Below are 26,917 nucleotides of genomic sequence, written 5' to 3'. Positions count from 1 at the left end.
GGGAGAGGGTGTGGCGAAGCGACAAGCCTCCTGGGCCCAGCACATCGGTGCCTCCGAGGCCGACCGACTGCTGCTGTCCGTGGCCGAGGGCAGCCAGGACGCCTTCACCCGTCTGTACGACGCGGTCGCCGGCCCGATCTACGGAATCGCCTGCCAGGTCCTGCGGGATCCGGCCCGCGCCGAGGAGGTCGCCCAGGAGGTCATGCTGGAGGTGTGGCAGACAGCCCCCCGCTACCGGCCGGAGAGCGGGCACGCCATGACCTGGATGATGACCATCGCCCACCACCGCGCCGTCGACTGCGTCCGCACCGTGCGCCGGGCCGCCGAACGCGAACGCGCCGTCTCCCAGCGGGAATCGGTGCCCGCCTTCGACGACGTCGCGGAAGCCGTGGAGGCGCTCGGCGAACGCGAGGAGCTCCGCACCTGCCTGCGGCAGCTCACCGCCGAGCTGTTGCAACCGGTGCTGCTCGTCTACTACCGGGGCCTGACCCACGCGGAGGTCGCCTCAGTCCTGTCCCTGCCGCTGGGCACCGTCAAGAGCCGTCTGCGCAGGGCACTGACCCATATGCGGCAATGCCTGGGAGCCCCCCGATGACGAAGGACGACGCGAACGACCTCACCGGCGCCTATGCCATGGACGCGCTGGACCAGGAGGAACGGGAGGCCTTCCGCCGTCACTGCGCCGAGTGCCCCGAGTGCGCCCGAGAGACGGCCCGTCACCAGGAGGCCGCCGCGTGGCTCGCCCTCGCGGCCTCCCGCCCGCCGCCGGAGTGCCTGAAGGTCCGCGTCCTGGCCGAGGCGGCGCGTACCCCACAGTTCCCCCCGTTGCCCCCGGCCGACGACGCGACGCCGTCGGGCGGGGGAGGATCGGCAGGCGGCGGGACGAGCGGGGGAGGGACGACGGGGGGCGGGGCGAGCGCCGTCGTCGACGACCCCGGTGACTGCTACGTCGCCCGCGAGCCCGTGGTCTGACGCCTCGGCGTCGCCGGTGTAGTCCATGTCACTCCCGCTCCTGACGCGTTCGCGCTGCCCGGAGGGCCCCGACCGGTAACGTTCAGGCCGTCGGCACGAGCCGGCGGCCGGGAGCGGTCAGCGCTCACGAGCAGTTCGAGGAGTCGGGGCGTCAGTGGTGGTACGTCGCATGGCCGCAGCCGTGGTGCTGCTCGCCGCGGCCGTCCTGCTGCACCTCGGCACACCGCACCACTTCTTCGCCGCCCCGGTGAACCCGGTGGCGGCGACGGCCGTCGCGGGCGACACGGAAAGCATGCCGCGGACCGGCGCCGCCGGCCCCGAGAGGTCCGGCGCAGGACAGCGGCCCGTGGCCGCGGCGCTGCACGGCGGCGCCCTCGGCGCCCCGCACCACGAGTCCCAGGCCGACGCCCTCGTCCTGCCCCCTCGCTCCGGCCACCCCGAGGGGACGCCCGCGCTCACCGCCGACGTGAGCGCGGACGTGGTCCCCGTTGCCTCGGCCGCGTTCGGCCCCGCGCCCTCCCGTGCCGCGCGGGACGTCCATGACCCGGGCGGCGGCCGGGCACCCGCGCTGAGCGCCCTGCAGTCCTTCCGCCGCTGAGCCGTCGGACTCCGCTTCCGGCGTCCGCGCGCCCGCGCCCCCCTCGCAGTCCCCGCCTCCCACGGCCGTGAGACGTGCCCCAGGCCCTCCCGCCGCGTCTCGGTGACCTGCTGAGGTGAGACCCCGGGTGACATCCCCTCTTGGATGACATGCCGACGTGACATACCGGGGTGAACGCCGCATCCCGTTCATCCGTACCCCCTGCAACAGCCGCCCCTGCCCGCCCCCACGGGCGGACCCCCACCTGATACGGAGAGGCACGTGCCACGACAGCCGCAGCGAGGACGCACCGGCCGGACCCCGCATTCCGCCCGCTCGATACGCGGCGCAGCCCTCGCCCTGAGCCTCGCCCTGCTGCCCCTGGCCACGGCGTGCAGCGGCGCCGACGGCGGCACGGACAAGAACGCCGCCGGCGACGGCGACCCGTCGAAGATCTCCGCCGCCCCCGCGGCCGGCGTCGTGGCGCCCGCCAAGGTCGAGGTCATCGCCGGCCTCACCGGCTGCACGCCCAAGATCCGCATCGAGGCGGACGAACTGCGCCAGGGCGTCTGCCACACACCCGAGATCGACTACCTCATCACCACCTTCCCCGAGGACCGGTTCACCGAGGCCTGGCTGGACTCCGCGGCCATCTACGGCGGCACGTACCTCGTCGGCACGCGGTGGATCGTCAGCGCGAAGGAGCCCGAGATGCTGGAGCGATTCCGCACCAAGCTCGGCGGAACGATCCGCCGACTGGGCGGAGTCGGCCCCACCACGGCCCCGTCCACCGGCCCCACCACGGCCCCGTCCGCCGCGCCGAGCGCGTCATGACGGCCGCCGTCGCCCCGGCGGTGCGCCGAGCGTCCCGGTCGCGGCTGACCGTCCTCCTGCTCCTGGCGGGCGCCGTGCTCGCCCTCCTCGTCGGCGGCGCGAGCCCCGCCTCCGCCCACTCGACGCTCGTCCGCGCCGTCCCCGCCGACTCCTCGGTGATCAAGACCGTGCCCGAGCGGATCACCCTCACCTTCTCCGAGACCGTCAGCCTCTCGGCGGGCTCGCTGCGCGTGCTCTCCCCGGAGAGCCTGCGCGTCGACGAAGGGCCGGTGCGGCACGCGCCCGGCACCGCCGACACCGCCGAGGTGACGCTGGCCGACAAGCTGCCCGACGGCACCTACACCGTGGGCTGGCGGGTCGTCTCCGCCGACGGCCACCCGATCTCCGGCGCCTTCACCTTCTCGCTGGGCCAACCCTCCTTCTCCACCGCCGTGCCGGCCTCCGACTCCCCTGACGGCACCGCCGCCTCCCGCCTCTACGACGCGGTCCGCTACGTCGCCTACGGCGGCCTGGCCCTGCTCATCGGCGTCACCCTGTTCGTGGCGGCGTGCTGGCCGGCCGGCGCGGGCCTGCGTCCGCTGCGCAGGCTGCTGACGGCCGGCTGGGCGACGCTGACCACGGCCACCGCCTTGCTGTTGCTGTTGCGCGGCCCGTACGAGTCGGGCGGCAGCCTCGCCTCCGCCTTCGACCCGTCGCTCCTCGAGGGCACGATCACCGGCAGGACGGGGTCGGCCCTCGGCGCGCGGCTGGTCCTGCTCGCCGCGGTGGGCGTCGCGCTGAGGAAGTACGGCGCCCGGCTCGGCGACGCGATGGCCGCCGGTGTCCGGGTCGCGGGCGCGCTGACCGCCGTCGCCCTCGCCCTGACCTGGGCGGCCGCCGAACACGCCTCCGCCGGCATCCAGGTCCCGCTGGCGATCCCCGTGTCCGTGCTGCACCTGCTGGCCATGGCGGTGTGGTGGGGCGGCCTGGCCGCGCTGGGGGTCGCCCTGTACCGGACGCCCGCCGACTCCGAGGTGCCGGCGCCGGCGGTGGCCCGTTTCTCCCGGCTGGCGTTCGCCTCGGTCGTGGTCCTGGTCGTGACCGGCCTCTACCAGTCCTGGCGCCAGGTCGGCTCGCTGGACGCCCTCAGCACCACCGACTACGGCCGGCTTCTCACCCTGAAGGCCGGCGCCGTGGTCCTGGTGCTCACGGTGGCCTCCTTCTCCCGCCAGCTGACCGGCCGGCTCCTGAAGCCGGAACCGGCGCGGACGGACAGGGAGAAGGCCCCCGAGGCGGCCCGCCGGAAAGTGGCGGAAACCGTCCCGGCGGGGCCGCCGGCCGACGCGCCCTCCGATGCCGCCGCCCCCGCCTCCGCCTCCGTCGACGCGGATGCCGACGCCACCGCCCCCGTCGACACCGAGCCGACCCCGGCGGCCCCCGCCGAACCGGCGCCTGACCAGCCGGCCCCCGATGAGGCAGCCCCCGACCCCGAAAGCCACCGCCGCTCCCTGCGCCGCTCGGTCGCCTTCGAAGCCGTCCTCGGCGTCCTGGTCCTGGCGATCACCACGCTGCTCACCGGCACCGAGCCCAGCCGGGCCGCCGTCCGCAACGCCGCCATGGCCGCCGAGGCCCATGCGCCGACGGCGCGGATGGTCATGGTGCCCTTCGACACCGGGATCGCCAACGGCAGCGGCAAGGTGCAGATCACGTTCGCCCCGGCGCGCGTCGGAGACAACACGGTGGAGGCCCTGGTGTACGGGGCGGACGGCGGCATCCTGTCGGTCCCCGAGGTCCGGCTCACGCTCACTCACCGCGAGCAGCAGATCGGCCCGCTGGACGTCAGACTCGTCGACCGCAACGGCTACTGGGCCGCCGACCGGCTCCGTCTGGCCCTGCCCGGCGCCTGGACGATGGCGCTCACCGTCCGCCTCACCGACATCGACCAGGTCACCGTCACCCAGGACGTGACGATCCGCCCGGCGCCCGACCTCTGACCACCCGCGGGGTCGCCGGGAGGTCGTCGGTGTGGCCGGGAAATCCGGTGCGCGGTGTCCGGGGTGGGGGCCGTTCGATGGGTACCCGGGCGGCACGGGGCCTGGAACCGCACATTCCTCCCCTGGAGGCGAACATGACCGACCGGACCCATACGACCATGGAGTCGCACCCGGACATCCTGGAGATGCGCGAGCGCCACGAGCGGGCCGAGCGAGCGGCGTCGACCCAGCAGGGCCAAGCCGTCGAGGCGCTGGCCATGCTGACCGGCCTGTACCTGGCCGCATCCGCCTGGATCGCGGGCTTCAACGGCCTCACGACCCTGACCGTGAACAACCTGATCACCGGCATCGCCTACGCGCTGCTGCTGAGCGGCTTCGGGCACGCCTACGAACGCACCCACGCCCGTGCCTGGGCGGCCGTCGTACTGGGCGCCTGGACCATCATCGCGCCGTGGGCGGTGGCCGGAGAGGTGGACACCACGCGCACCGTCGTCAACAACATCATCGTCGGGGTCATCGCTCTGCTGCTCGCCCTCGCGGCGGCCATGGCGGCGGGCGACACCGACCGGGGCGGTCGCGGCCGTTCCACCCGGATGACCCGCGACATGACACGGTGAGCCGGCCTCGCCGTAGGCGTTCACCCCGGTTGCTCCCCGTCCAGGCCGTTTGTCCAGGGCCGGGCGGGGAACCCGGCGGCCCATGAGCGCAATGCAGCGTCGCCGTCGGACGAAGCAGAACCGGATGCTGGGGCTCCTGGACCGCCTGGAGCGCGAACCGAGGGCCGATCGGCTGATCGACACCCTCCAGTCGGGGATCCGCTCCCTGCCGCTCGGGCGCGGCCGGGACCTGCTGCACGGCAGGTGGCTCGGGCATCCGGTCCATCCGCTGCTGGTGCAGGTGCCGGTGGGCAGCTGGATGTCCGCGGCCGTGCTCGACATGCGGCCGGGCCGCTCCCGGGAGGCCGGCCTGCTGGTGGGCGTCGGCCTCGCCGCGGCGGCTCCCGCCGCCCTGTCGGGGGCCGTGGACTGGGCCGAACTCCATCGCGAGCAGTCACGCGTGGGACTCGTCCACGCCATGGCCAACTGGACGGCCGTGGGCCTCTACGCGACCTCCCTCGTGTGCCGCGTCAAGGGCCGCACGGCAGCCGGCCGCGCCTACGGCTTCCTGGGGCTGACGGCGGTCGGGATCGGCGGCATGCTCGGCGGGCACCTGGCCTACCGTCAGGCCTCCGGCGCCAACCACGCCGAAGAGGTCCCGCACGTGATCCGGGACACCTGGCACCGCGTGGGCGCGGTCGCCGAGTTCCCGGCCGGCGAGCCCGTCCGGCGCGTCGTGGACGACGTGCCGATCCTGGTCGTCCGCGAGACCGGCGGAGAGATCCACGCGCTCGCCGAACGGTGCAGCCACCTCGCCGGCCCGCTGTCCGAGGGCACGGTCGCCGACGGGTGCGTCCAGTGCCCCTGGCACGGCAGCGTCTTCCGTCTCTCCGACGGCTGGAACGTCCGCGGCCCCGCCACCGCGCCCCAGCCCGCCTTCGACACCCGCGTCCTCGACGGCCATGTCGACGTGCGCCTGCGGCGCCACGGCCCGCGCGAGGCGAACGGCAAGTGGAGCGGGAAGGCGACGGAAGGCACGCAGGGGCGCTCCGGCTGACCGCCGCTCCAAGGGCGGCCCGAGCCTCGTTCGTGGGCGCCTGAGCGGTTCGCGCCGCGGACTCCTCCGGGTGAGTTCACCCGGGGCCCCGAGTCTCCACCGTCGTCGTGATCCGCGTGAGGGCCGGCGTGCGCGGCACCGATCCGAAGCCGAAGCGGACGGGCGGTTCGACGGGGGCCGCCGTGCCCAGGTCGCCGCCCTCGAAGGACGCCGACACGCCGTGGATCGGGCGCAGGTCCCGCGCCCCGTACCAGGCGCGAAGACCCGACGCCCCCCGGCCGCGCGTGCGCACGCCGGGCAGCAGGACGCGGGCGACGCTGTCCGTGAGCGCGATCCACTCCGGCCGGCCGGCGAGGACGCCGGGCACCGCCCGCAGCAGGCACCCCAGGAGCCCCCGCCGCCCGGTGACGAGACGCAGCTCCAGCGAACCGGCGGACACGGTCCAGATGTCGCCGGCGACCCGCACGTCGACGGGGGTGACCTCGACGGCGTCGAACGTGTACGTCGCGCTGACGAAGTCCGCCGTCCGCCGCGTGGGCGCCAGCAACAGGCGCCGCCCGTCGGCCCGTTCGAGCATCACGTCGCTGAACGGGCCGAACGGTGAGCGCTGCCAGTGCCCCAGCACGATCCGTGTCCCGGACGACGTGCCGACGCCCGCGATCCAGCCGTCGAAGCGCAGCCGGGGCCGCCGCCGGGGGACACCGCCGGGTCCGCGCACGACCCGCCGCACCGCTTCGCGGCCTGTGCTCACGGGGTCGTGCTCTCGACGGAGATCAGGTCCGTGACCGCCCGGAGGCCTCCGGCGGCGAGGGCCGTGCGCTGCCGGTCCGCTCCCGTGCCGTCCTGGAGCAACCGGTGGATCAGGGCCGTCACCTCACGGGTGTCTCCGGCCGCCTCCAGCGCCGGGGCGATACGCCGCACCAGCTCGTAGAGGACGTCGCCGGCCCTGGCCCGCCCGCCCGCGGGATCGATCAGGGTGTCGCTCAGACCGTGCCGGGCCGCGTGCCACATCGCGGCCTGGAGCAGCTCCGGGGCGCAGTCCGGCGCGGGCGCCCCGGCGGCGGCCTCGACGAGCGCGGTCTCCGCAAGGGCCCGGACGATCCCGGCGAACATCACCGCGTCGTCCGCCCGCAACTGGACGTCCAGGCACCGCACCTCCACCGTGGGGTAGCGGTCCGACAGCCGCGCCTGCCAGTACAGCTGGCCGCTGTCCGAGATCAGACCGCTGTCCTGCAGCCGCCGCACCCGCCGGTCGTAGTCCGCGGCGTCGCGGAAGAACGGAGGGACCCCGCTCACCGGCCACCTGCTGAAGATCACCGTGCGCCAGCTGGCGAACCCCGTGTCATGGCCGTCCCACAGCGGCGAGTTCGCCGACATCGCCGTCAGCGTCGGCAGCCACACCCGGATCCGGTTCAGCACCTGCACGCCCGCATCCCGGCTCGGCACGGCCACATGCACATGCATGCCGTCGACCAGCTGCTCCGCCACCAACTGGGGCGCCTGGACAGCCATGGCGCGGTAACGGGCGTGGTCGGTGACGGCCACCGGCCTGCCGTGGCGCAGCGGCGGCGTCCCGCAGGCCGCGATCCGGCAGCCGTGCGCCTCGGCCGCGGCCCCGAGCGCGTGCCGCAGCCGCAGCAGATGCCCTCCTACCTCCTCCAGGTCGCCACAGACCGGCGTGGCCACCTCGACCTGCGCCTGGAGCAGCTCGCACTGCACCTCCTGGTCGGCCGCGAGCGACCCCAGCCCCGCGGCGACGCGCACCTTGTCCGCGTGGGGCACCGGCAGGCCCGTGACCGGGTCGAGCAGCAGGTACTCCTCTTCCACACCGATCGTCGTCATCGGCCGCCTCTGTTTCCGACCCTCCAGGGGCGCACACCCCTGGGTGCACCGAGTGCCGCGCTCGCATCCACGGCAAACCATGACCATGCGGTCGAACCGTGGTTCGTGCCAGGTGGGGGTTCCATCGAGAGCCGAGAGTTTCGAAGGTCATACGGGTGTGAAGCAGAACAAAACAGTCACTCGGTTGCGGAAAGGATAAATCTCTGCATGCAGGGCTGGGAGGCGTGGCCGATGAGTGACACGATCCAGGGCGACACGACGAGATTGCAGCAGACCGGTGAGACGGCCAAAGCGGAGGCTTCGGCCACGGCCGGCCAGGCCAAGCAGGCTGCCGGGCAGGTCGCCGGCGCAGCCGTGGACCAGGCCAAAACCGTGGCGGGTGAAGCGCGACAGCAGGTCGGCGCCATGGCAGGCGACCTGCGGAGCCGCGCGATGGACGAGGTCCAGGGGCAGGCTCGGCGGGCCGCCGGCAAGCTGCACCACTGGGCGGACGACCTGGCCGGACTGGCCGACAACGCCCCGGGCGACTCACCCGCACGCAGTCTCGCGGCCCAAGCGGCGGACGGCGGACACCGGGCTGCCGACTACCTGGAGAAGCAGGGGGTCCAAGGCGTCCTCTCCGACGTGCAGGGCTTCGCCCGCCGTCGTCCGGGCGCGTTTCTGGGCGGCGCCCTGCTGGCAGGGATGGCCGTCGGCCGGCTGATGAAGGTGGCGGCCAAGGCCGACACGTCCTCAGGCGCCGGCACGTCGTCCGGGACAGGACGGCGGGAACTCGCCGCCGACACACAGCAGATGACGCTGGGCGAGCCGGCCACGGCGGTCCCGGCCTCTTCCGTCACGGACGTCGCACAGACCGCCACGCCGGCGGCGCCCGCCGTCCCGGAGTACCCGCCGTCCGTCGGCGCGCCCTCCGGCGACGCGCCTGGCCGGCCGGGGGTGTGAACCATGACCTCTCTTCCGTCCCATCCGGCGCCGACGCGCAGCGGGGACGACTCGGTGGGCGAACTGCTGTCCGTCGTCACGTCGAATGTGCAGACCCTGTTCCGCCAGGAGGTCGAACTCGCGAAGGCCGAGGTCAGGCAAGAGGCGACCAAGGCGGGCAAGGCCGCCGGCATGTACGGCGGCGCCGGTTTCGCCGGATACATGGTGCTCCTGTTCCTGTCACTGGCCGCCGTGTTCGGCCTGGCCGACGTGATGGACGGGGGCTGGGCCGCTCTGATCGTCGCCGCCGTGTGGGCGGTGATCGCGGCCGTCCTCTACGCGCGGGGCCGCACCCGCATGCGCGCCGTGGCGCCCAGACCGGAGCAGACAGTCGAGACGATGAAGGAGAACGCGCAATGGGCACGTCACCCGACCAGATGAGGGCCGAGATCACCGCCACCAGGGAGCGGCTGTCCGCGGACGTGGACCGGCTCGCGGACCGGGCCAGCCCGCGTCGCGTGGCGCGTCGCCGCGCCCGCAGGATGCGCGGCGCCGTCTCCGGCGTGCGCGAGAGGGTCATGGGAACGGCCGCACACACCGCCCACGAGGTCGCGAGCGGCGCCCAGTCGGCGGCCGGTTCGCTGCAGGAGGGCACCCGGCAAGCGGCCGGCACGGCGCGCGACGCGGCAGGCCAGACGGGCGAAGCGGTACGGCAGGCGCCGGACGAGGCGATGCGCCGCACGCAGGGCAATCCGCTGGCGGCCGGAGTGATCGCCTTCGGCGCCGGCATGCTGGCGTCCTCGCTGCTCCCGGCCTCCCAGGCGGAGCAGGAGAAGGCCGCCGACCTCATGGAACGCGGTGGCGAGGCACTGGAGCCGCTGAAGGAGGCCGCCGCCGACTCCGCGCAGAACCTGCGGGAGGGGGCGAAGGACGTCGCGCAGGGCGCCATGGAGGAAGTGAAGGGCACCGCCCAGGAAGCCGCCCGCACCACGCAGGACGAGGCCCGCGACCAGGCGGCCGAGCTCAAGGATCAGGCGCGCCGGTCGGGTGGTCAGGTCGCCGACGAGGCACGGGGGCAGGGGGGAACCGGCTGAACCCCGCACAGCCGTCGGCGTCGGGCGTGCGCACCACGCGCCCGGCGCCGCTCGCCGGCGGTCGTGACGGGGCGGGAGGACATCGCCAGGTGCCGGCAGCCGCGCACAGGCGTAGCGTCCACATGTGGGTGAGGCGGGGTATGCGTGGGTGAGGAGAACGCCTCATCACGCTGGAGGTGCCGTGTGACCGGCCCGGACATTTCCGGGGCCGCCGTCGCCGACGCGCTCGACGCCGCGTTGGCGGAGACGGTCCGCAGGACGGGCGCGTCCATCGGAGCCCTGTACCTGCTCGCGCCCGACGAGCAGGTGCTCTGTCTCGACGTGCTGTGTGGGGCGCCCGCCGACTTCGCCACGCCGTGGACCAGGGTGCCGACGGCGTCGCCCGCGCCGGTGGCCGACGCCGTCCGGGAGGGCCGCCTGGTGTGGATGGCCGGCCAGGGGGAGCTGGCCCACTCCTACCCCCGCACGGCGATGGCGCTGCCCTACCCCCTGGCGCTGGCCGCCGCCCCGGTCACCGGCGTCCGCACCTGGGGGTCGCTGCTGCTGATGTGGCCGTCCACGCACCCGCCCCGGATGACCCGGCGGGAGGAGAACCACATCCTCGCGAGCTGCCGCCGGCTGGCCCGCCTGCTGGAGGAAGCCCTCGACCACGGCAAACCGCCGGCCTGCGCCCGGCCCCCGCGTGCCCTGCCCGCGGAAACCGGGCTGCGGTCGGGCTCCGAGGCGGCCGCCGCCGACCTCGTGGAACGCCTGCCGGGCGGCAGCTGCGCCCTGGACCTGCAAGGGCACTTCACCTACCTCAGCGACGGCGCCTGCGAACTGCTCGGCCGGGACGCCGGCCGACTGCTGGGCACACTGCCCTGGCGGAGCCTGCCCTGGCTCGACGACCCGACCTACGAGGACCGCTACCGCGCCGCTGTGATCAGCCGCGCACCCGTCGCCTTCACCGCCTGCCGCCCGCCCGACCAGTGGCTGGACTTCCACCTCTTCCCCGACGCCAGCGGCATCAGCGTCCGCATCGTCCCCAACGGCGACCCCCCGCCGGCCTCGCCCGCCTCCCACCATCCCGCTCAGCCGGCCGCGCCGGCGCGGGCCGGCCGGCTCTACCAGCTCACCCATCTTGCCGCCGCGCTGACCGAGGTCGTCGGCGTCCAGGACGTCGTCGACCTGGTCGCCGAGCAGATCATGCCCGCCTTCGGCGCCCAGGGCCTGGTCCTGTCGAGCGCCGAGGCCGGCCGGCTGCGGATCACCGGGTACCGGGGCTATGCCCCCGAGGTCATCGAACGGCTCCAGGGCCTGCCGCTGGGCACCTCGTTCACCCCCGCCGGCCGCGCCCTGAGCAGCGGCATCCCCGCGTTCTTCACGAGCCCCGAGGACATGCGGCGCATCTACCCCGAGGCTCAGCAGGTGAGCGGCAAGAAGGCCTGGGCCTTCCTCCCCCTGATCATCTCCAGCCGGCCCGTCGGCATCTGCGTCCTGTCCTACGACGAACCCCGCGAGTTCCCGGCCGAGGACCGCGCCGTCATGACCTCGCTCGCCGGGCTCATCGCCCAGGCCCTGGACCGCGCCCGCCTCTACGACGTCAAACACGAGCTCGCCCACGGCCTCCAGCAGGCCCTCCTCCCGCGCGACCTCCCCGTCGTCCCCGGACTGGACGTCGCCGCCCGCTACCTGCCCGCCACCCACGGCATGGACATCGGCGGGGACTTCTACGACCTGATCCGGCTCGGTGACACCGCCGTCGCCGCCGTCATCGGCGACGTCCAGGGCCACGACGTCGCCGCGGCGGCCCTGATGGGCCAGGTGCGCACCGCCGTCCACGCGCACTCGGTCGCCGGCGACCCGGACACGGTCCTGTCCGGCACCAACCGCCTCCTCACCGACCTCGGTCCCGACCTGTTCACCAGCTGCCTCTACGCCCACCTCGACTTCGCCGCGGGCCGCGCCACACTGGCCAGCGCCGGCCATCCGCCGCCGCTGGTGCGCCGGGCCGACGGCGACGCCCGGCCGTTGGACGTCCCGCCCGGCCCACTGCTGGGCATCGACCCCGACGCCGCCTTCCCCGTCACCGAAATGCCGCTCACCGCCGGGCTGATGCTCGTCCTCTACACCGACGGGCTGGTCGAACGGCCCGGCCTCGACCTGGACGAAGCCATCGCCGGCCTCGCCCACCACCTCGCACAGGCCCGCGAACGGGAGCTCGACCCGCTCGTGGACACGCTGCTCGCCCGGGCCGGCGTCGGCGCGCAACGCCTCGACGACGTCGCGCTTCTGGCGCTGCGGCTCGCCGGCGGGTGACGGCCGGGCGTCACAGTAGGGGGCGGACAGCGTCGGATAGGCTATGACGTGCGTTATATCCAGAGGGGAGCGGAGTCTTGGGCAAACCCAGCGCGCCGTCGCGTGAACGTATCGTGGCCGGCGCCGCCGATCTGATCAGCAGGCGCGGCCTCAACGCCACGAGCATCCGTGATCTGGCCAAACACGCCGGAGCACCGCTCGGCTCGACCTACCACTACTTCCCGCAGGGCAAGGGGCAGCTGGCCACGGAGGCCGTGCGGTACGCGGGGGCGGCGGTCACGCGCGTCCTGCGCCAGGAACTGGACGCGGGCCCGGTCGCGGGACTGCGGGCCTTCCTGGCCCTGTGGCGCGGCATCGTCGTCGACAGCGGCTTCCGCGCGGGCTGCCCGGTGCTGGCCGTCTCCGTCGAGGAACCGCAGACCGACGAGGTCCCGCCCGCCCTCCTCGCAGCCGCCGAGGCGTTCGAGGACTGGGAGCGGCTGCTCGCCGACTCGCTGCGCGGACAGGGGGTCGACGCCGACCGGGCCGACGGCCTCGCGGCCCTCGTGGTGGCGTCCGTCGAGGGCGCGACCGCGATGTGCCGCGCCAAGCGCGACGCGCACCCCCTGGACCAGGTCGCACAGCAGCTCGAAACGCTGATCGAGGGGGCGCTGGCTCCCGCGACGTGAGGCGGCGTGAGACGGCGTCAGCCGCCCGGCGGCCCGGACCGGTCGAGGATCATGTCGAGCGCGCGTGTCCCGTCGGCCTCGGTGAACGCGCCGACGGTCCGAAAGCCCTGCTTCTCGTAGAAGCGGACGGCGCGCGCGTTGTCGGCGAGGACGCCGCCCCACAGGATGATCCGCGTCCTGCCGAAACGCCGGGCGACGTCCGCGACGAGCGGGAAGACCAGGGTGCCCACGCCCCTGCCCTGGTGGTCGTCGGCCAGGGTCGGGCCGAAGCGGCAGTCCGCCGCCGTCAGAGCGATGCCGGCCTCGCTGTAGCGGGCGATGTCCGACGGGTGCAGATCGAGGGCCAGTTCCAGCAGGCCGACGATCCTGCCGGACCCCACCTCGTCGAGCACCAGCCTGAGCTTGTCGTACCGGGCTATGGCGTCGCACAACTCCCGTGCGAAGGCCAGGTCGTACCCGCCGAACGTGCTGAACCGCCTGGATTCCGGGGACAGTTCCCGCAGAAACTCCGCAAGCCCTTCCACGTCGGCGTGTGTGAGCGGCCGGAAGACGACCTCCGTGCCGTCGCCCAGGCCCACCCGCCGGGTGAGGATCGCGGGCTCGTCGGCGACCTCGGCCAACGTGAGCATCCCGCCCCCTCCGCTCCGCCTCGCCGCGCTTGCGTTCGAGTGCACTCCAACTCCTACAGTGACGCTCCCAGTTGGCCCTACCCGACCCGGAGAAGCGGCATGCGATATCGAGTCCTCGGCACCACCGGCATCGAGGTCAGCACCCACTGCCTCGGCACCATGATGTTCGGCGCCGTCGGCAACCCCGACCACGAGGACTGCGCGCGCATCGTCCACGCCGCCCTCGACGCCGGCGTCAACTTCGTGGACACCGCCGACATGTACTCGGCCGGCGAGTCCGAGGAGATCGTCGGCAAGGCGCTGAAGGGCCGCCGCGACGACGTCGTGCTCGCCACGAAGGTGCACTTCCCGATGGGGGAGGGCCGCAACCGCGGCGGGAACTCCCGCCGTTGGATCCTCAAGGCCGTCGAGGACAGTCTGCGCCGCCTGGACACGGACTGGATCGACCTCTACCAGGTGCACCGTCCCGACCACACCACCGACATCGAGGAGACGCTGTCCGTCCTCAGCGATCTGGTGCGGGCGGGCAAGATCCGTGCGTTCGGCTGCTCCACGTTCCCCGCCGAGGACCTCGTCGAGGCGCACCACGTCGCGGAGCGGCGGGGGCTGATGCGACTGCGCACCGAGCAGCCGCCGTACTCGATCCTCGCGCGCGGTGTGGAGCGGGCGGTGCTGCCCACCGCGCACCGCCTGGGCATGGGCGTGCTGACCTGGGCGCCGCTCGCCTCGGGATTCCTGTCCGGCGCCTACCGTGAGGGCCGCCCCGTCGACCTCACCGCCGGCCGCGCCAAGCTCACCCCGCACCGCTTCGACCCCGCCGTCCCCGGCAACGCCGAGAAGCTCGCGGCCGCCGAGCGACTCGCCCTGCTGGCGGACGAGTCGGGCCGCACCCTGCCGGAGCTGGCCGTCGCCTTCCCGCTGGTGCACCCGGCCGTCACCTCGGTGATCATCGGCCCGCGCACCATGGACCAGCTCACGTCGCTGCTCAAGGGGGCCGATCTGCTGCTCGACGACGAGACGCTCGACCGGATCGACGAGATCGTGGCGCCCGGCACGGACCTGTACCGGGCCGACGGCGTCTGGCAGCCCCGGCCGCTCACCGAGCCCGCGCTGCGCAGGCGTCCGGCCGGCGAGCGGGCGGCCGCGGACTGAGCACGGGCCGGTGAGGGGGCCGGCCCCTGAGGCGTCAGCCGGCGAAGCCGGAGGCGTCGGCGGCGTCCGGGGCGGCGTCCGTGGCCGGCATGTCGCGGATGCCCATGCGCAGGTGCTCCACGTGGTACAGCGCCTGGTCGAGCAGTTCGGCGACGTGCCGGTCGTAGAGGGCGTAGATGATGGAGCGCCCCCGGCGTTCCCCCGTCACCAGGCCGAGGTTGCGCAGCAGCCGCAGCTGGTGGGAGCAGGCGGACGGCTCCATGTCGACGGCGGCGGCCAGGTCCCCGACCGAGCAGGCGCCCTCCTGGAGCCGGGCGAGGATGTGCAGTCGTGACGGGGTCGCCAGGGCCTGGAGGGTGGCGGCGACGTCCGCGGTGCCCACGGCGTCGAGACGCTCGCGGGTGGTCGCGGTGCTGGTGGTGACGCTTCCATGACCCATGGGGGACAGCATACCGACGACATATGAAGACCTGTTCATATGTTCCTGTATGGTGTGGGGGTCCCTGCCGCCATGCCCCGAGGGGTCGATCCGTCATGCCTTCCGCCCTGGACCAGCGCCCCGCCCCGGGCCTGACCGGCCCCCGCCCGAGCCCCGCGCCGCCCGGGCGGCGCACCCGCCTGCTGTCCCTGCCCGAGGCCCGGTGGGCGCTGGCCGCGCTCGCCCTGTTCCTCCCCGCCCTCGCGCTGCACCCGCTCGGCGCGCCCGCGTGGACGTGGGGGCCGCTGTTCGCCGCCGTCTACGTCACCGGCGGCCGGGAGCCGGCCCTGGAGGGGCTGAAGGCCGCACGGGAGGGGACCCTGGACGTCGATCTGCTGATGGTCGTCGCGGCGCTGGGCGCGGCGGCCATCGGTCAGGTGCTGGACGGTGCGCTGCTGATCGTCATCTTCGCCGCGTCCGGCGCCCTCGAAGCCGTCGCCACCGCCCGCACCGCCGACTCCGTGCGCGGACTGCTCGACCTCGCGCCCGACACCGCGACCCGGCTCACGCGGGACGGCGAGGAGACCGTCCCGGCCGACCGCCTGACCCCCGGCGACGTCATCCTCGTCCGGCCCGGCGAGCGGATCGGCGCCGACGGCCGCGTATTGGCGGGGGCCGGCGAGGTCGACCAGGCCACCATCACCGGCGAGCCCCTGCCCGCCCCCAAGGAACCCGGCGACGAGGTCTTCGCCGGGACCGTCAACGGCACCGGCGCCCTGCGCGTCCGAGTCGAACGCGACCCGTCCGACTCCGTCATCGCCCGCATCGTGAAGATGGTCGAGGAGGCCGCCGAGACCAAGGCGCCCACCCAGCTGTTCATCGAGAAGATCGAACAGCGCTACAGCGTCGGCATGGTCGCCGCCACCGTCCTGATCTTCGCCGTTCCGCTGCTGTTCGGCGCCGAGCTGCGGGACGCGCTCCTGCGGGCCATGACGTTCATGATCGTCGCGTCGCCCTGCGCCATCGTCCTGGCGACCATGCCGCCGCTCCTGTCGGCCATGGCCAACGCCGGCCGGCACGGCGTCCTCGTCAAGTCCGCCGTCGTCATGGAACGCCTCGGGCAGGTCGACGCGGTCGCCCTGGACAAGACCGGCACCCTCACCCAGGGCCTGCCCCGCGTCACCGACGTACGACCCCTGCCCGACGGGGGCACGGACGAGGACGAGCTGCTCCGGCTCGCCGCGGCCGCCGAGCACGCCAGCGAGCACCCGCTGGCCCGCGCCGTGACCGAGGCCGCGCGTGGCCGCCGGCTGACCCCGCCCGAGGCGACCGGGTTCCGCTCCGTGCCCGGCTCCGGCGTCACCGCCGCCGTCGCCGGCCGCACCGTGAGCGTCGGCAGCCCCGCCCGGCTCCTGCCCGACGGGCACCCCGCGCGCGCCGCGGCGGAGCGACTGGAGGAACAGGGCCGTACGGCCGTCCTGGTCACCGTCGACGGCACGCCCGCCGGTCTCCTCGGCGTGGCCGACCGGCAGCGCGCCGACGCCGGCCCCGCCACCCGCGGCCTCACCGCCCTGACCGGCCGCCGGCCCGTCCTGCTCACCGGCGACAACCCGCGCGCGGCCCGTCGCCTCGCCGAGGAGGTCGGCATCACCGACGTGCGCGCCGGGCTGCTGCCCCAGGACAAGGTCGCCGCCGTGCGCGAGCTGGAGGGCGAGGGGCGCCGGGTCCTGGTGGTGGGCGACGGCGTCAACGACGCGCCCGCCCTGGCCGCCGCGCACACCGGCGTCGCGATGGGCCGCACCGGCTCCGACCTCGCGCTGGACGCGGCCGACGCCGTCGTCGTCCGGGACGAACTCGCCGCCGTCCCCGCCGTGATCGCGCTCTCCCGGCGCGCACGGCGCCTGGTCGTGCAGAACCTCGTGATCGCGGGCACGTTCATCGCCGTCCTCGTCCTGTGGGACCTCCTCGGCGCCCTCCCCCTGCCGCTCGGCGTCGCCGGACACGAGGGCTCCACCGTCCTCGTCGGCCTCAACGGCCTGCGCCTGCTGACGGAGGGGGCCTGGCAGCGGGCACGCGGAGAGAGCGAGGCGGCTCCACCGGCCGACCGGTGACAGACCAGGGCGTGTTTCGAAAGTCCCTCCCCCCACTGCCCTGAGGGGGTGGGAGGTGCCCCCAGGCTCGCGGCGTCTGGCACGCGCGCTCGCCGCGTTGTCGGGATCGCCCTCGTACGCCCAGTACGAGGGCGACCCTCCGCCTTGCGATCGCACGCTCCCCCACGCTCGAACCGAACTCGCGCGGGAGGTGCCCCCCTCGCCGCCGCGAGCCCGCCCTCCGGGCGGACGACGCTACTTTCGAAACACGCCCTCGCCGGTCAGCCGGCGGGGCCCCCTCCCCGCGGCCGCTGACCGGCCCCGCGTCGTGACCCCGCCCCGCCCCCCGCCCAGTGATCACCCAGTGATCCGTCTCGCACCCCGGCCTCCCGACACCCCGGCCGCCCCGGCGTTACAGTCGCCCTGCACCGCGCCGGGCCTCGCCGGCGGCCCGCGGTCGCCGCATGTCGGGCCGGGGAAGAGGGGGCAGGTATGACCAGCACACAGGAGAACGCGCCCGGCGCCACGACGAGCGCGGTGGACGGGCCGTCGAAACTCGTCGAGCGGGCCGAGCACGGCAGCGGGGCCGGAGCGGCCGGGGAGCCCGGGGGTGCCGGGCGGTCCGACTTCACCGAGCGGGCCGCCCGGATACGGCGGCGGCTCGAACGGCTCATCGGGATCGCGGCCACCGAGGGGAACGCCCTGGTCGTCCTGCGCAACGGGGACGAGATCTTCCCGGCGATGCTGGAGAGCATCCGGTCCGCCGAGCACACCGTCGACATGATGACGTTCGTGTACTGGAAGGGCGACATCGCCCGCCAGTTCGCCGGCGCGCTGGCGGAGAGGGCCCGCGCGGGCGTCAGGGTGAGGCTGCTGCTCGACGGCTTCGGCAGCCGGCTGATCGAGAAGGACCTGCTGGAGGAGATGGGCCGCTCCGGCGTCCAGGTCGCCTGGTTCCGCAGACCGCTCTACCTGTCGCCGCTGAAACAGAACCACCGCTGCCACCGCAAGGTCCTCGTCGTCGACGAACAGGTCGCCTTCACCGGCGGGGTGGGCATCGCCGAGGAGTGGTGTGGCGACGCCCGCAACCCGGGCGAGTGGCGCGACACGCACGTACGGCTCACCGGTCCCGCGGTCGACGGCGTCGCCGCCGCGTTCGCACAGAACTGGGCCGAGTGCCACGACGAGCTGTTCGACGACCGCGACCGCTTCACCGAGCACCGCCCGCAGGGCGACGCCGTCGTCCAGGTGGTGCGCGGCTCCGCGAGCTTCGGCTGGCAGGACATGCAGACCCTGATGCGCGTGATGATCGAGTCCGCCGAGCAACGGTTCCGGCTGTCCACCGCCTACTTCTCCCCGGACGCGTACTTCGTCGAACTGCTGTGCGCCGCCGCCCGCCGGGGCGTGGAGGTGGAGATCCTGCTGCCCGGACCGCACACCGACAAGCGCGTCTGCCAGCTCGCCGGCCAGCACTTCTACGAGGACCTCCTCGCCTGCGGAGTGAAGATCCACCAGTACCAGCCGACCATGATGCACGCCAAGATCGTCACCGTGGACCGCACGGCGGCCCTCGTCGGCTCCACCAACTTCAACCGGCGCTCCCTGGACCACGACGAAGAGGTCATGCTCGCCGTGCTGGACGAACGGTTCACCGCCGCCCTCGACGCCCACTTCGACGAGGACACCGCGGTCAGCACGCCGATCGTGCCCGGCCGCTGGAAGAGACGCCCGCTGCGGCAACGCGCCTACGAAGCCGTCGTACAGCCCATACGCCGCTTCCTGTGACGGCAGGGCTCCCGCGCCTTACCGAATTTTGGGGTGCGGACCCCGACATCCCGGGCAGCCGACCGGCATGACAGCCAGCAACACCACCCGCGGCACGGCGCTCCTGTCCGACCCCCTGCGCAACAGGGGAACCGCCTTCAGCCGGCGCGACCGCGCCGACCTGGGCCTCGACGGGCTTCTCCCGCCCGCCGTCGAAACCCTCGACGAGCAGGCCGACCGTGCCTACGAAGCGTTCCTCGGCTACGACAAGCCGCTCAACCGGCACATCTACCTGCGCCAGTTGCAGGACACCAACGAGGTGCTGTTCCACCGGCTGGTCACCAGGCACCTGGAGGAGATGCTGCCGGTCGTCTACACCCCCACGGTGGGCGAGGCCTGCCGCCGCTTCAGCGAGATCTACCGCAGGCCGCGCGGACTGTTCCTGTCCTACGACGACCGGCACCGCTTCCGGGAGATCCTGCGCAACCGGCCCCACGCCGACGTCGACGTCATCGTCGTCACCGACGGCCAGCGCATCCTCGGCCTCGGCGACCAGGGCGTCGGCGGCATGGGCATCCCGATCGGCAAACTCAGCCTCTACACCGCCATCGGCGGCATCCACCCGGCGCGCACCCTGCCCGTCCTGCTGGACGTCGGCACGGACAACGAGGAGCTGCTGGCCGACCCGCACTACCTCGGCACCCGCCGCCGCCGGGTCACGGGCGACGAGTACGACGAGCTGGTGGAGCTGTTCGTCTCGGCCGTCGAGGCGGAGCTGCCCGGCACCCTCCTCCAGTGGGAGGACTTCGCCACCGCGCACGCCCGCCCGATCCTCACCCGCTACCAGGACAGGCTGCTGACCTTCAACGACGACATCCAGGGAACGGCGGCCGTGGCGCTCGGCGCGCTCACCACGGCGACCGAGATCGCCGGCAGCCGCCTGTCCGACCAGCGCTTCGTGGTGCTCGGCGCCGGATCCGCGGCCGTCGGCGTCGCCGACATGATCCGCGCCGCCCTCGAAGAGGAGGGCCTGTCGGCGGACGACGCCGTCTCCCGCTTCTGGTTCGTCGACGTCGACGGACTGCTGACGGAGTCGAGGTCCGGCCTCACCGGGGAACAGCGAACGTACGCCCGCGACGACGACGAGGTGCGCGACTGGGACGGCGACGGGGCGCCCGGCCTCGCCGAGGTCGTGCGCCGCGTGCGGCCCACCGTGCTGATCGGGCTGTCCACCGCGCACGGGGCGTTCACCGAGGAGATCGTGCGGGACATGGCCGCCGGCTGCGATCGCCCGGTCGTCTTCCCGCTGTCCAACCCCACCTCGCACTCCGAGGCCGACCCCGCCGACCTGGCCCGCTGGACCGACGGGAAGGTGCTGGTCGCGACCGGATCCCCGTTCCCGCCCCTTCGGATCGACGGCCGTGACGTGCCGGTCGCGCAGGCCAACAACGTCTACGTCTTCCCCGCGATCGGCCTCGCCGTCACCGCCGCCCGCGCCACCCGGGTGACGGACCGGATGATGGTCGCCGCGGCCCGAGCCGTGGGCCGCTGCGCCGCCCGTTCCGCACCGGACGACGGCTCCCCGGCGCCCCTGCTGCCGCCGCTGGGCCGGATGCGGGACGCCGCCCGCGAGATCGCCCTCGCCGCGGCCCTCGCGGCCGTCGAGGACGGCGTCGCCCCGAAGGCGACCGAGGACGAACTGCGCACCGCGATCGACGCCGCCCAGTGGACGCCCGACTACGACGACTGAGGGCCGGACATGAGGCGCGGTGGAAAAAGCCGGGTAGGAGGTTTTCCGTCGGGCGGGCGTCCGGCCGAGGCAGTCAGGGAGGACACGGTGGACTGGGACCGGTTCGCGCAGCAGATGGCGTCCATGGCGAGGGACCTCCTGGCGCAGGAGTCGGTCGACGCCACTCTGGAGCGGATCACCGCTTCGGCCACCGAACTGGTCGACGGGTGCGACGCGGCCGGCATCCTCCTGCTGCGCGGATCCGAGGTGGAGACCCTCGCCGCCACCGACCAGCTGGTCGTCGACAGCGACCGGCTGCAGGTGCGGCTGGGCGAAGGCCCCTGCTTCGACGCCGCCCACACCACGACCGGCGAGCGCGTCTTCCGTATCGCCGACTTCACCGCCGAGCAGCCCCGCTGGCCCGCCTACGCCCCCCGCGCCCGCGCCCTCGGCGTGGGCAGCATGATGGGCTTCCTGCTGTTCACCGAGGACGAGGACCTCGGCGCGCTCAACCTCTACTCCCGCCGCCCCGGCGCGTTCACCGAGGCCAGCGAGCTGGCCGGCTGGCTGCTCGCCTCCCACGCGGCGGTCGCCTTCTCCAGCGCCCGCACCCACGCCCAGCTGGAGCAGGCCATCGCCACCCGCCACCTCATCGGCGAGGCCATGGGCATCCTGATGGGCCGTCACCACCTCGGCGAGGAACAGGCCTTCGACGTTCTGCGCCGCTACTCCCAGGAGAACAACCTCAAACTCCGCGACGTGGCCCGCCTCGTCTGCGAGAAGGGCGCCATTCCGTGACCGGGCGAGGCGTTCACTCCCGCGTTCGGGCGCGGACCGGTCCGGGCAGGTGTTCCTCGAGGTGCATGGCGTGCAGGCGGGCGAACTCCTCGGGGTGCGGCACCCGTACGCGGGGTGGCCGCGTGCGCTCCCGTGTACGCGGTGAACCCGGCCACGGCGTCTTCGCGCGAATCCTGTCCAGGGATATCGCGGCCCGTTCGTGAACTCCCTTCGGGTGACTCTCGTGAGAGGCCGCTCGGTGAGGCCGGGAGGGCGACGAACGGGCCGCTTCCGCAGGGGAGTTACCTGCCGTATCCAGCCGCGGTGATGTTCGCCTGTACAGCGTTCTCGGTGGCGTCCGAAGGGTAGCCGGACGTCATCACGCCCTCGTAGAAGGTGCCGGCCGCGCCATGGCTGTTGTCGCCGCCGATGCCGAGGATGATGGCGCCCTCCTTCTTCATCGGGTTGTAGCCCGGCACGTTGGGGCGGACCCCGTTGTAGAAGGTGGCCAGGTTGCCTGACTGCGCGTTGCCGCCGCGGACGGCCCACCGATTGGGGCCGCCCTTGAGGACGGCGGTCAGGTAACGGTGGCTGATCGACGGGTCGTTGGCGTTGTAACGCCGGTTGACCCCCGAGAACAGGCCGTTCTCCAGGTCCGCCATGATCCAGGGGCCGTTGCCCGAGCCGTAGCCCCAGACCTTGTTGTTGCCGAAGTAGATGGCCTCCATGGTGCCGTTGCCGTTGTCGCGGCTGTTGGTCTCGGCGTTGCCGTAGTCGAAGCAGCAGCCGCCGTTGTAGTGCGTGCCGTCGAGGACGGCGTACATGCCCTCCGGCTGGTCGCCCTTGGCGATGCCGTTGGTGTTGTTGTTGCGGTACCCGGTGCCGGGGGCCACGAAGACGCCGTACGCCTTGCGCCCGCCGAGCGTGGTCGGCGCGGCCGTGGCGTTGGCGAGGTTGTCGTAACCGCCCGGAGCCGGACCGGGGAAGCCGCCGGGCGGTGCCTGGGTGAGGCGGTTGCCGCGGCCGGACTGGTCGTAGACCACGGTGATGAGGCAGGTCGTGCGGGCGCAGAAGGAGTCCTGCGCCGCGGCGTTGGCGACCCCGCCCGCACCGAGGACGCCGATGTCCCGGGTGGCGTTGTCCGAGCTGCGCCGCACCTGGTACAGCGGGCCGTTGTACGCCCCGTACAGCGCGCGGGTCGTGCTGTGCGCCGCCACGCAGGGGGTGCCGCCGGCGGCGTAGAGGTCACAGGGCAGCGAGGCGGCGGCGGGTGCGGCCGCGGTGGACGGCGCGGCCGGCGCGGTGCCGGTCAGCATGCCGACGGTGAGCGCGCCGGCCACCGCCGCGGTGAGCAGGAGGTGCCGCAGCGCGCGTGGCCTGGTTCGGTCGGGCATGAGAACTCCCTTGGCAGTGGGGGGTGTTGTTCTCCTCGACGGGGGTGGGGCTCAGAACTGTGTGAAGAACTTCCAGATCTCGCCCGGCACCCAGGTCCGCGAGCCGCTGTCGCCGCCGGCCCCGTCCTGGGGCGCAGCGATGTGGCCCTCGTCGAACGCGGCCCAGACCACGGGGCGTCCGGCCGCGCAGCCCGAGTAGGCGGTCACCCGGTGTGTCCGGCTGCCCTGCGCGGGCTCGGGCGGGTTCTGGGCGGCGCAGCCGTTGTTCCTGACGAACCGGTCGCGCAGGCCGCGTCCGCCGGCCACGCCGAGGACGCCGTCCCGGATGCCGTGGATGCCGAGGTAGGCGACGGGCTGGTTGCCGCCGCTGCATCCGCTGAGCTGTCCGCCGGACTGCACGGCGACCGCGCGGAACACCGTGGGCCGGGAGCAGGCCAGGGCGTAGGTCATGGCGGCGCCGTAGCTGAAGCCGACGGAGAAGCGGCGGGCGGTGTCCACGCACAGCGCCGCGTCGATCTGGCGGACCATGGAGTCGACGAAGGTGAGGTCCTCGCCGCCGGCGTTGCCCCAGCCGTTGCCGAGGCCCTGCGGCGCGATGAAGATGGCGCTGTTGTTCGCCAGCCGCTGCAGGCCGTAGTAGGCCCAGGTCCCGTTCTGCACGGTCCGGCCGGTGGCGACGTCGGTGGAGGTGCCGCCGCGCCAGTGGAAGCCGAAGACCATGCGGTAGGCGCGGTTGCGGTCGTAGTTGTCCGGAACCCGCAGGATGTAGCTGCGGCTCTTGCCGTTGACCTGCAGGGTGTGGGTGCCGCTGGCGAGTCCGGGCGCCTTTCCGCACCCGGCGGTCGCCGCGGGCGCCGCGGCCCCGGCGAGCGCCGCGCGTGGTGCGTTCGTGCCGTCGGTCAGCGCCGTGCCGCCGGTGATCGTGACGAGGGCGAGCAGTCCCGCGACCAGGGCGGGCCATGATGTGGGCTTCGACATCGACATCACTACTCCTTCTCGATGTCCGAGTTTTCGAACGTCACTCGGGGAGTCGGACAGGGAGGATGATTGGGAATCCCGCCGCAATGGTCAATGGCCGTCACCCGGGCCGGTGTTCACGCACGCGACCGGAACTCCGACCTCATCGTGAAAAGCGGCCGTCATCCTGAACGCCGACCGTCATCATGAACGCCACGTCTGTTGAGGGGCGTTCATCCGCGGGGATCGTCGACGTGGGTGTGACACGGGGCCGGCAGCGCAGGACGGCGCCGGTCCGTCAGTGCGGCACGCGCGGCCCGATCGGTCAGCGCGGCTCCTGCTCGAAGCCGCCGGAGCGCAGGTGCTCGCGCAGCCAGCGCTCGGTGTTGCCGACGTGGAGCAGGGCGGCGGCCTGACTCAGGGTGGCGTCACGGGCGCTGAGCGCGTCGAAGATCGCCTCGTGTTCCGCGAGGGTCCGCCCGGCCGCCTGGTCGTCGACCAGTCCGCGCCAGATACGGGCGCGCAGGGTGCGGCCCGAGACGCCCTCCAGGAGGGTGAGCAGCGTTTCGTTGCCGGTGGCCTCGACGACGGCGCGATGGAAGGCCGCGTCATGGGCGTTGAGCCGCTCGACGTCGTCACGCGCCTCGCGCATCGCGTCCAAGTGGCGCTTGACGTCCGCCAGTTGCGCGTCCGAGATCCGGCTCGCGGCGAGCCCCGTGGCGAGCGGTTCGAGCAGCCGCCGCACCTCCATCAGGTCCAGCAGGGCTCCGTTGTCGCCCTGGAGGAGTTCCACCGCGCCCCCGAGGCTCTCCAGGAGCAGGCTCGGCTGGAGACTGGTGACGTACGTGCCGTCTCCCCGCTTGACTTCGAGGACCCGGGCGACGGCCAGCGCCTTGACCGCCTCGCGTGCCAGGTTGCGCGAGAGCCCCAGCTGCGCCGCCAGCTCGGGTTCCGGCGGCAGCTTCGCTCCAGGCGGCAACGCGCCCGAGCGGATCAGCTCACGGATCTGCTCGATGGCCCTGTCGGTCAGGGACAAGGGGAGCTCCTCTCCGCGAGTGCGCCGCGCGCACGGGCCCTGTTCGTCTCGTCGAGTCCCGGGCGGGAAGGCCCTGAAGTGTGACGTCGATGATAGCGGTGCGCCCGGCGCGGATCGCAGGCCGTCCCGCCCGACCGGAACGGGGTCCGGCCGTCGGCTCCGGGCGGCACTCGCCAGTCGCCCCGTTCGCACGGAGGCCAGGTCGGCGTACCTCGTCAGCCGCACGGCTGTCCTCGTCAGCCGTACGGCTGTCCTCGTCCGCCGCACGCGGTCCGGGTAGAGCACAGGGAGGACATTGTCGGGTTCCGGGGCCACCTGGGTCATCACATGTACCCGTCGATTGAGCATCATGGTGACCCCGCCCGGGGCCACCACCGCGTACAGCCGGATTCGAGTCGGACGAGGGAAGCGAAGCCCCGGCCTGCCCGGCGGGTTTCACGGCCCTGTCACGGTAGGCCGCAGATTCAGCGGAACGCATGAGTCCACCGTCTGATGACGGCGCGCTGAGATGCGACCGTAGGAGGACTCCCGCTACCCCCGTGGTCGCAAAGCGACCGCTGAACCGGCGTGTCCGATCGCGACTTCGGTCGCACGGGGGACATGCCACGGATTGCGACTCCGGTCGCACGCGATGGCGACCCTGGATCGATGTGGCATCGCGTGTCCCGCGCTGAGGATGGCCGGATGACCGACATCATCACGGGGCTGTACATGTCCCCTCTGGAATTGCTTGCCGTGCTGGGTGCCGTCGCGCTGGTGGTGGCGCGCTGGTTTCCCGTCGCTGCCCGCCCGCGCGTCACGATCGCGGCGGGGGTGGTGCTGGTGCTGTCCGCGATCGTGCTGAGTGTGGCGGGGATCCGCTGGCAGGTGCTGCCGGTACTGGCAGGCGCTGCCTTCGCGCTGCCGTTCGCCCTCTCTCCTTTCATGCGACGCCGTAGCGGTCGGCCGGCGTGGCGGGCCCGATGGTGGCTGGCGTTGCCGGGGTCGGCTGCCTGCGTCGGCCTGATCGCCACGGGCCCGGTGGCAGCCTGGTCCTTTCCCGTGCCCGTGTTTCCCGAGCCGTCAGGTCGTTTCGCGGTCGGCACCCGTGTGGTGCAGTGGACCGACCCACACCGCTCCGAGACCTTCACCGCCGACCGTGGGGACCGGCGCAGGGTCGTGGTCCAGCTCTGGTATCCCGCGGAGGAGAGCCCCGCAGGCGCGCGGCGGGCTCAGTACCTGGGACGCACAGAGCACGAGGCGCGCATCGTCTCTGACGCCCTCGCTCGCCAGGTCGGCCTGCCCGGCTTCCTGGTCGACGGTATCCCGCGTGCCCACACCCGTTCGGTCTTCGACGCCGCAGTGGCCGGCAGGAGCGGACGATTCCCGGTCGTACTGTTATCCCCCGGGTCGGGCGGAGTGCGCACCCAGAACACCGCCTGGGCGGAGGAACTGGCCAGCCACGGCTACGTGGTCGCCGCCCTTGACCACCCGTACGACTCCGCCGCCGTCGTCCTCAACGACGGCCGAGCGATTCACACCAGGACCGCTTCCACCGGCGACCGGGACAAGGACAACAGGCTGGCGGCCGGCTGGACGGCTGTTCGGGCCGCTGATCTCAGCTTCGTTCTCACTCAGTTGAACCGTCTGGATCGAGGTGAGATCGCCGGCCCGCTGACCGGACGCCTGGACACCAGCCGGGTCGCGGTGACCGGCCACTCCATGGGGGGTGCTGCCGCCCTGCAGGCAGCCCGGCAGGACGGCCGGTTCGACGCGGTCATCGACCTCGACGGCTACCCCCACGGCCCCACCTCGCCCTCCCTCCGCCAGCCGACGCTCGCGCTCACTCAGGCCATCACCCCTGCAACCGACCCGCACTACATACCCCGCCTCGCCAAGGTCCTCAAGCTCAGCGCCGCGACGAGCTACCGGCTCACCATCCCCGGCGCCGCGCACCTCACCTTCATGGACGGCCCCCTGTACCTCCCGCCCGTCCCCTCGGTGGTCGGCTCCCTGGGCCGCATCGAGAGCCCGCGCGTCGTCGCCGCGACCACTCTCGCCTTCCTTGACACCACCCTGCGGCACACCCCCGGTGACCTGGCCGGCGTCCTGTCGGCCTACGGCGACCTCAGCGTCTACCGCCCGGGCAACAGTGGCTGA

General features: G+C 73.4%; 24 protein-coding genes and 1 pseudogene. 18 read left to right on the top strand and 7 right to left on the bottom strand.

Annotated features, from left to right (window positions below):
- Nucleotides 1-10: 10 nt before the first annotated feature.
- The 7 genes from ACIRS4_RS30195 (at nucleotide 11) to ACIRS4_RS30165 (ending at nucleotide 6,009) form a co-directional block, all read left to right on the top strand.
- Nucleotides 11-595 carry a sigma-70 family RNA polymerase sigma factor gene (locus tag ACIRS4_RS30195; RefSeq protein WP_404202037.1) on the top strand — a complete coding sequence of 195 codons (585 nt, stop codon included), beginning with the start codon at nucleotides 11-13 and terminating at the stop codon, nucleotides 593-595.
- A complete protein-coding gene (locus ACIRS4_RS30190; RefSeq protein ID WP_404202035.1) occupies nucleotides 592-972 on the top strand; it encodes a zf-HC2 domain-containing protein in 381 nt (126 codons plus the stop codon). The genes ACIRS4_RS30195 and ACIRS4_RS30190 overlap by 4 nt, the downstream gene beginning before the upstream one ends.
- 154 nt (nucleotides 973-1,126) lie before the next feature.
- Nucleotides 1,127-1,570 carry a hypothetical protein gene (locus tag ACIRS4_RS30185; protein ID WP_404202033.1) on the top strand — a complete coding sequence of 148 codons (444 nt, stop codon included), beginning with the start codon at nucleotides 1,127-1,129 and terminating at the stop codon, nucleotides 1,568-1,570.
- Between the two features lie 261 nt (nucleotides 1,571-1,831).
- On the top strand, nucleotides 1,832-2,383 hold the full coding sequence (locus tag ACIRS4_RS30180; protein ID WP_404202031.1) for a hypothetical protein: 552 nt from the start codon (nucleotides 1,832-1,834) through the stop codon (nucleotides 2,381-2,383).
- Nucleotides 2,380-4,356 (top strand): copper resistance CopC/CopD family protein, encoded by a 1,977-nt coding sequence (locus ACIRS4_RS30175; RefSeq protein WP_404202029.1) that lies wholly within the window; start codon nucleotides 2,380-2,382, stop codon nucleotides 4,354-4,356. The genes ACIRS4_RS30180 and ACIRS4_RS30175 overlap by 4 nt, the downstream gene beginning before the upstream one ends.
- Nucleotides 4,357-4,490: 134 nt before the next feature.
- Nucleotides 4,491-4,973 carry an SPW repeat protein gene (locus ACIRS4_RS30170; RefSeq protein WP_404202027.1) on the top strand — a complete coding sequence of 161 codons (483 nt, stop codon included), beginning with the start codon at nucleotides 4,491-4,493 and terminating at the stop codon, nucleotides 4,971-4,973.
- Between the two features lie 82 nt (nucleotides 4,974-5,055).
- Nucleotides 5,056-6,009 carry a Rieske 2Fe-2S domain-containing protein gene (locus ACIRS4_RS30165; protein ID WP_404202025.1) on the top strand — a complete coding sequence of 318 codons (954 nt, stop codon included), beginning with the start codon at nucleotides 5,056-5,058 and terminating at the stop codon, nucleotides 6,007-6,009.
- A gap of 76 nt (nucleotides 6,010-6,085) precedes the next feature.
- Here ACIRS4_RS30165 and ACIRS4_RS30160 read toward each other — a convergent pair whose 3' ends face one another.
- Together ACIRS4_RS30160 and ACIRS4_RS30155 are read right to left on the bottom strand one after the other, a co-directional pair.
- Nucleotides 6,086-6,727 (bottom strand): hypothetical protein, encoded by a 642-nt coding sequence (locus ACIRS4_RS30160; protein WP_404202062.1) that lies wholly within the window; start codon nucleotides 6,725-6,727, stop codon nucleotides 6,086-6,088.
- A 29-nt stretch (nucleotides 6,728-6,756) separates the two neighbouring features.
- A complete protein-coding gene (locus ACIRS4_RS30155) occupies nucleotides 6,757-7,851 on the bottom strand; it encodes a glutamate--cysteine ligase (RefSeq protein ID WP_404202023.1) in 1,095 nt (364 codons plus the stop codon).
- A gap of 231 nt (nucleotides 7,852-8,082) precedes the next feature.
- Between ACIRS4_RS30155 and ACIRS4_RS30150 the strand changes: the two genes are divergently transcribed.
- From ACIRS4_RS30150 to ACIRS4_RS30130, 5 genes are all read left to right on the top strand, one after another.
- Nucleotides 8,083-8,793: a hypothetical protein gene (locus ACIRS4_RS30150; protein ID WP_404202021.1), complete on the top strand. Its 711-nt coding sequence runs from the start codon at nucleotides 8,083-8,085 to the stop codon at nucleotides 8,791-8,793.
- A 3-nt stretch (nucleotides 8,794-8,796) separates the two neighbouring features.
- Nucleotides 8,797-9,213 carry a phage holin family protein gene (locus tag ACIRS4_RS30145; protein ID WP_404202019.1) on the top strand — a complete coding sequence of 139 codons (417 nt, stop codon included), beginning with the start codon at nucleotides 8,797-8,799 and terminating at the stop codon, nucleotides 9,211-9,213.
- Nucleotides 9,189-9,866 carry a DUF3618 domain-containing protein gene (locus ACIRS4_RS30140; RefSeq protein WP_404202017.1) on the top strand — a complete coding sequence of 226 codons (678 nt, stop codon included), beginning with the start codon at nucleotides 9,189-9,191 and terminating at the stop codon, nucleotides 9,864-9,866. The genes ACIRS4_RS30145 and ACIRS4_RS30140 overlap by 25 nt, the downstream gene beginning before the upstream one ends.
- A 183-nt stretch (nucleotides 9,867-10,049) precedes the next feature.
- On the top strand, nucleotides 10,050-12,164 hold the full coding sequence (locus ACIRS4_RS30135; protein ID WP_404202015.1) for a SpoIIE family protein phosphatase: 2,115 nt from the start codon (nucleotides 10,050-10,052) through the stop codon (nucleotides 12,162-12,164).
- A 77-nt stretch (nucleotides 12,165-12,241) separates the two neighbouring features.
- A complete protein-coding gene (locus ACIRS4_RS30130; protein WP_404202013.1) occupies nucleotides 12,242-12,832 on the top strand; it encodes a TetR/AcrR family transcriptional regulator in 591 nt (196 codons plus the stop codon).
- A 17-nt stretch (nucleotides 12,833-12,849) separates the two neighbouring features.
- Here the strand turns inward: ACIRS4_RS30130 and ACIRS4_RS30125 are convergent, their stop codons facing one another.
- Complete coding sequence (locus ACIRS4_RS30125) at nucleotides 12,850-13,461, bottom strand: GNAT family N-acetyltransferase (protein WP_404202011.1); 612 nt, start codon at nucleotides 13,459-13,461, stop codon at nucleotides 12,850-12,852.
- A 99-nt stretch (nucleotides 13,462-13,560) separates the two neighbouring features.
- Here ACIRS4_RS30125 and ACIRS4_RS30120 point away from each other — a divergent pair, with 99 nt between their 5' ends.
- Nucleotides 13,561-14,613: an aldo/keto reductase gene (locus ACIRS4_RS30120; RefSeq protein ID WP_404202009.1), complete on the top strand. Its 1,053-nt coding sequence runs from the start codon at nucleotides 13,561-13,563 to the stop codon at nucleotides 14,611-14,613.
- 34 nt (nucleotides 14,614-14,647) lie between these two features.
- Here ACIRS4_RS30120 and ACIRS4_RS30115 read toward each other — a convergent pair whose 3' ends face one another.
- On the bottom strand, nucleotides 14,648-15,052 hold the full coding sequence (locus ACIRS4_RS30115) for an ArsR/SmtB family transcription factor (RefSeq protein WP_404202007.1): 405 nt from the start codon (nucleotides 15,050-15,052) through the stop codon (nucleotides 14,648-14,650).
- Nucleotides 15,053-15,147: 95 nt separating this feature from the next.
- Between ACIRS4_RS30115 and ACIRS4_RS30110 the strand changes: the two genes are divergently transcribed.
- The 4 genes from ACIRS4_RS30110 (at nucleotide 15,148) to ACIRS4_RS30095 (ending at nucleotide 21,412) form a co-directional block, all read left to right on the top strand.
- Entirely contained in the window at nucleotides 15,148-17,142 is a 1,995-nt protein-coding gene (locus ACIRS4_RS30110; RefSeq protein WP_404202005.1) for a heavy metal translocating P-type ATPase, read from the top strand.
- A gap of 471 nt (nucleotides 17,143-17,613) precedes the next feature.
- Nucleotides 17,614-18,906 (top strand): phosphatidylserine/phosphatidylglycerophosphate/cardiolipin synthase family protein, encoded by a 1,293-nt coding sequence (locus tag ACIRS4_RS30105; RefSeq protein WP_404202003.1) that lies wholly within the window; start codon nucleotides 17,614-17,616, stop codon nucleotides 18,904-18,906.
- A 67-nt stretch (nucleotides 18,907-18,973) separates the two neighbouring features.
- Nucleotides 18,974-20,635 carry an NAD-dependent malic enzyme gene (locus tag ACIRS4_RS30100; protein WP_404202001.1) on the top strand — a complete coding sequence of 554 codons (1,662 nt, stop codon included), beginning with the start codon at nucleotides 18,974-18,976 and terminating at the stop codon, nucleotides 20,633-20,635.
- An 87-nt stretch (nucleotides 20,636-20,722) separates the two neighbouring features.
- Complete coding sequence (locus tag ACIRS4_RS30095) at nucleotides 20,723-21,412, top strand: GAF and ANTAR domain-containing protein (RefSeq protein ID WP_404201999.1); 690 nt, start codon at nucleotides 20,723-20,725, stop codon at nucleotides 21,410-21,412.
- Between the two features lie 290 nt (nucleotides 21,413-21,702).
- Here ACIRS4_RS30095 and ACIRS4_RS30090 read toward each other — a convergent pair.
- The 3 genes and pseudogenes from ACIRS4_RS30090 to ACIRS4_RS30080 all read right to left on the bottom strand — a co-directional run.
- Nucleotides 21,703-22,785: pseudogene (locus ACIRS4_RS30090) on the bottom strand (arabinofuranosidase catalytic domain-containing protein); the annotation flags it as partial.
- A 51-nt stretch (nucleotides 22,786-22,836) separates the two neighbouring features.
- A complete protein-coding gene (locus tag ACIRS4_RS30085; RefSeq protein WP_404201997.1) occupies nucleotides 22,837-23,769 on the bottom strand; it encodes an alpha/beta hydrolase family esterase in 933 nt (310 codons plus the stop codon).
- Between the two features lie 298 nt (nucleotides 23,770-24,067).
- Entirely contained in the window at nucleotides 24,068-24,778 is a 711-nt protein-coding gene (locus ACIRS4_RS30080; RefSeq protein ID WP_404201995.1) for a FadR/GntR family transcriptional regulator, read from the bottom strand.
- Between the two features lie 684 nt (nucleotides 24,779-25,462).
- Between ACIRS4_RS30080 and ACIRS4_RS30075 the strand changes: the two genes are divergently transcribed.
- Nucleotides 25,463-26,917 (top strand): alpha/beta hydrolase family protein, encoded by a 1,455-nt coding sequence (locus ACIRS4_RS30075; RefSeq protein WP_404201993.1) that lies wholly within the window; start codon nucleotides 25,463-25,465, stop codon nucleotides 26,915-26,917.

The sequence above is a fragment of the Streptomyces sp. NPDC101166 genome, assembly GCF_044768125.1.
GTDB lineage: Bacteria > Actinomycetota > Actinomycetes > Streptomycetales > Streptomycetaceae > Streptomyces.
Note: the sequence above shows the minus strand (reverse complement) of the source record. Positions and strands in the feature narration are given on the sequence as shown.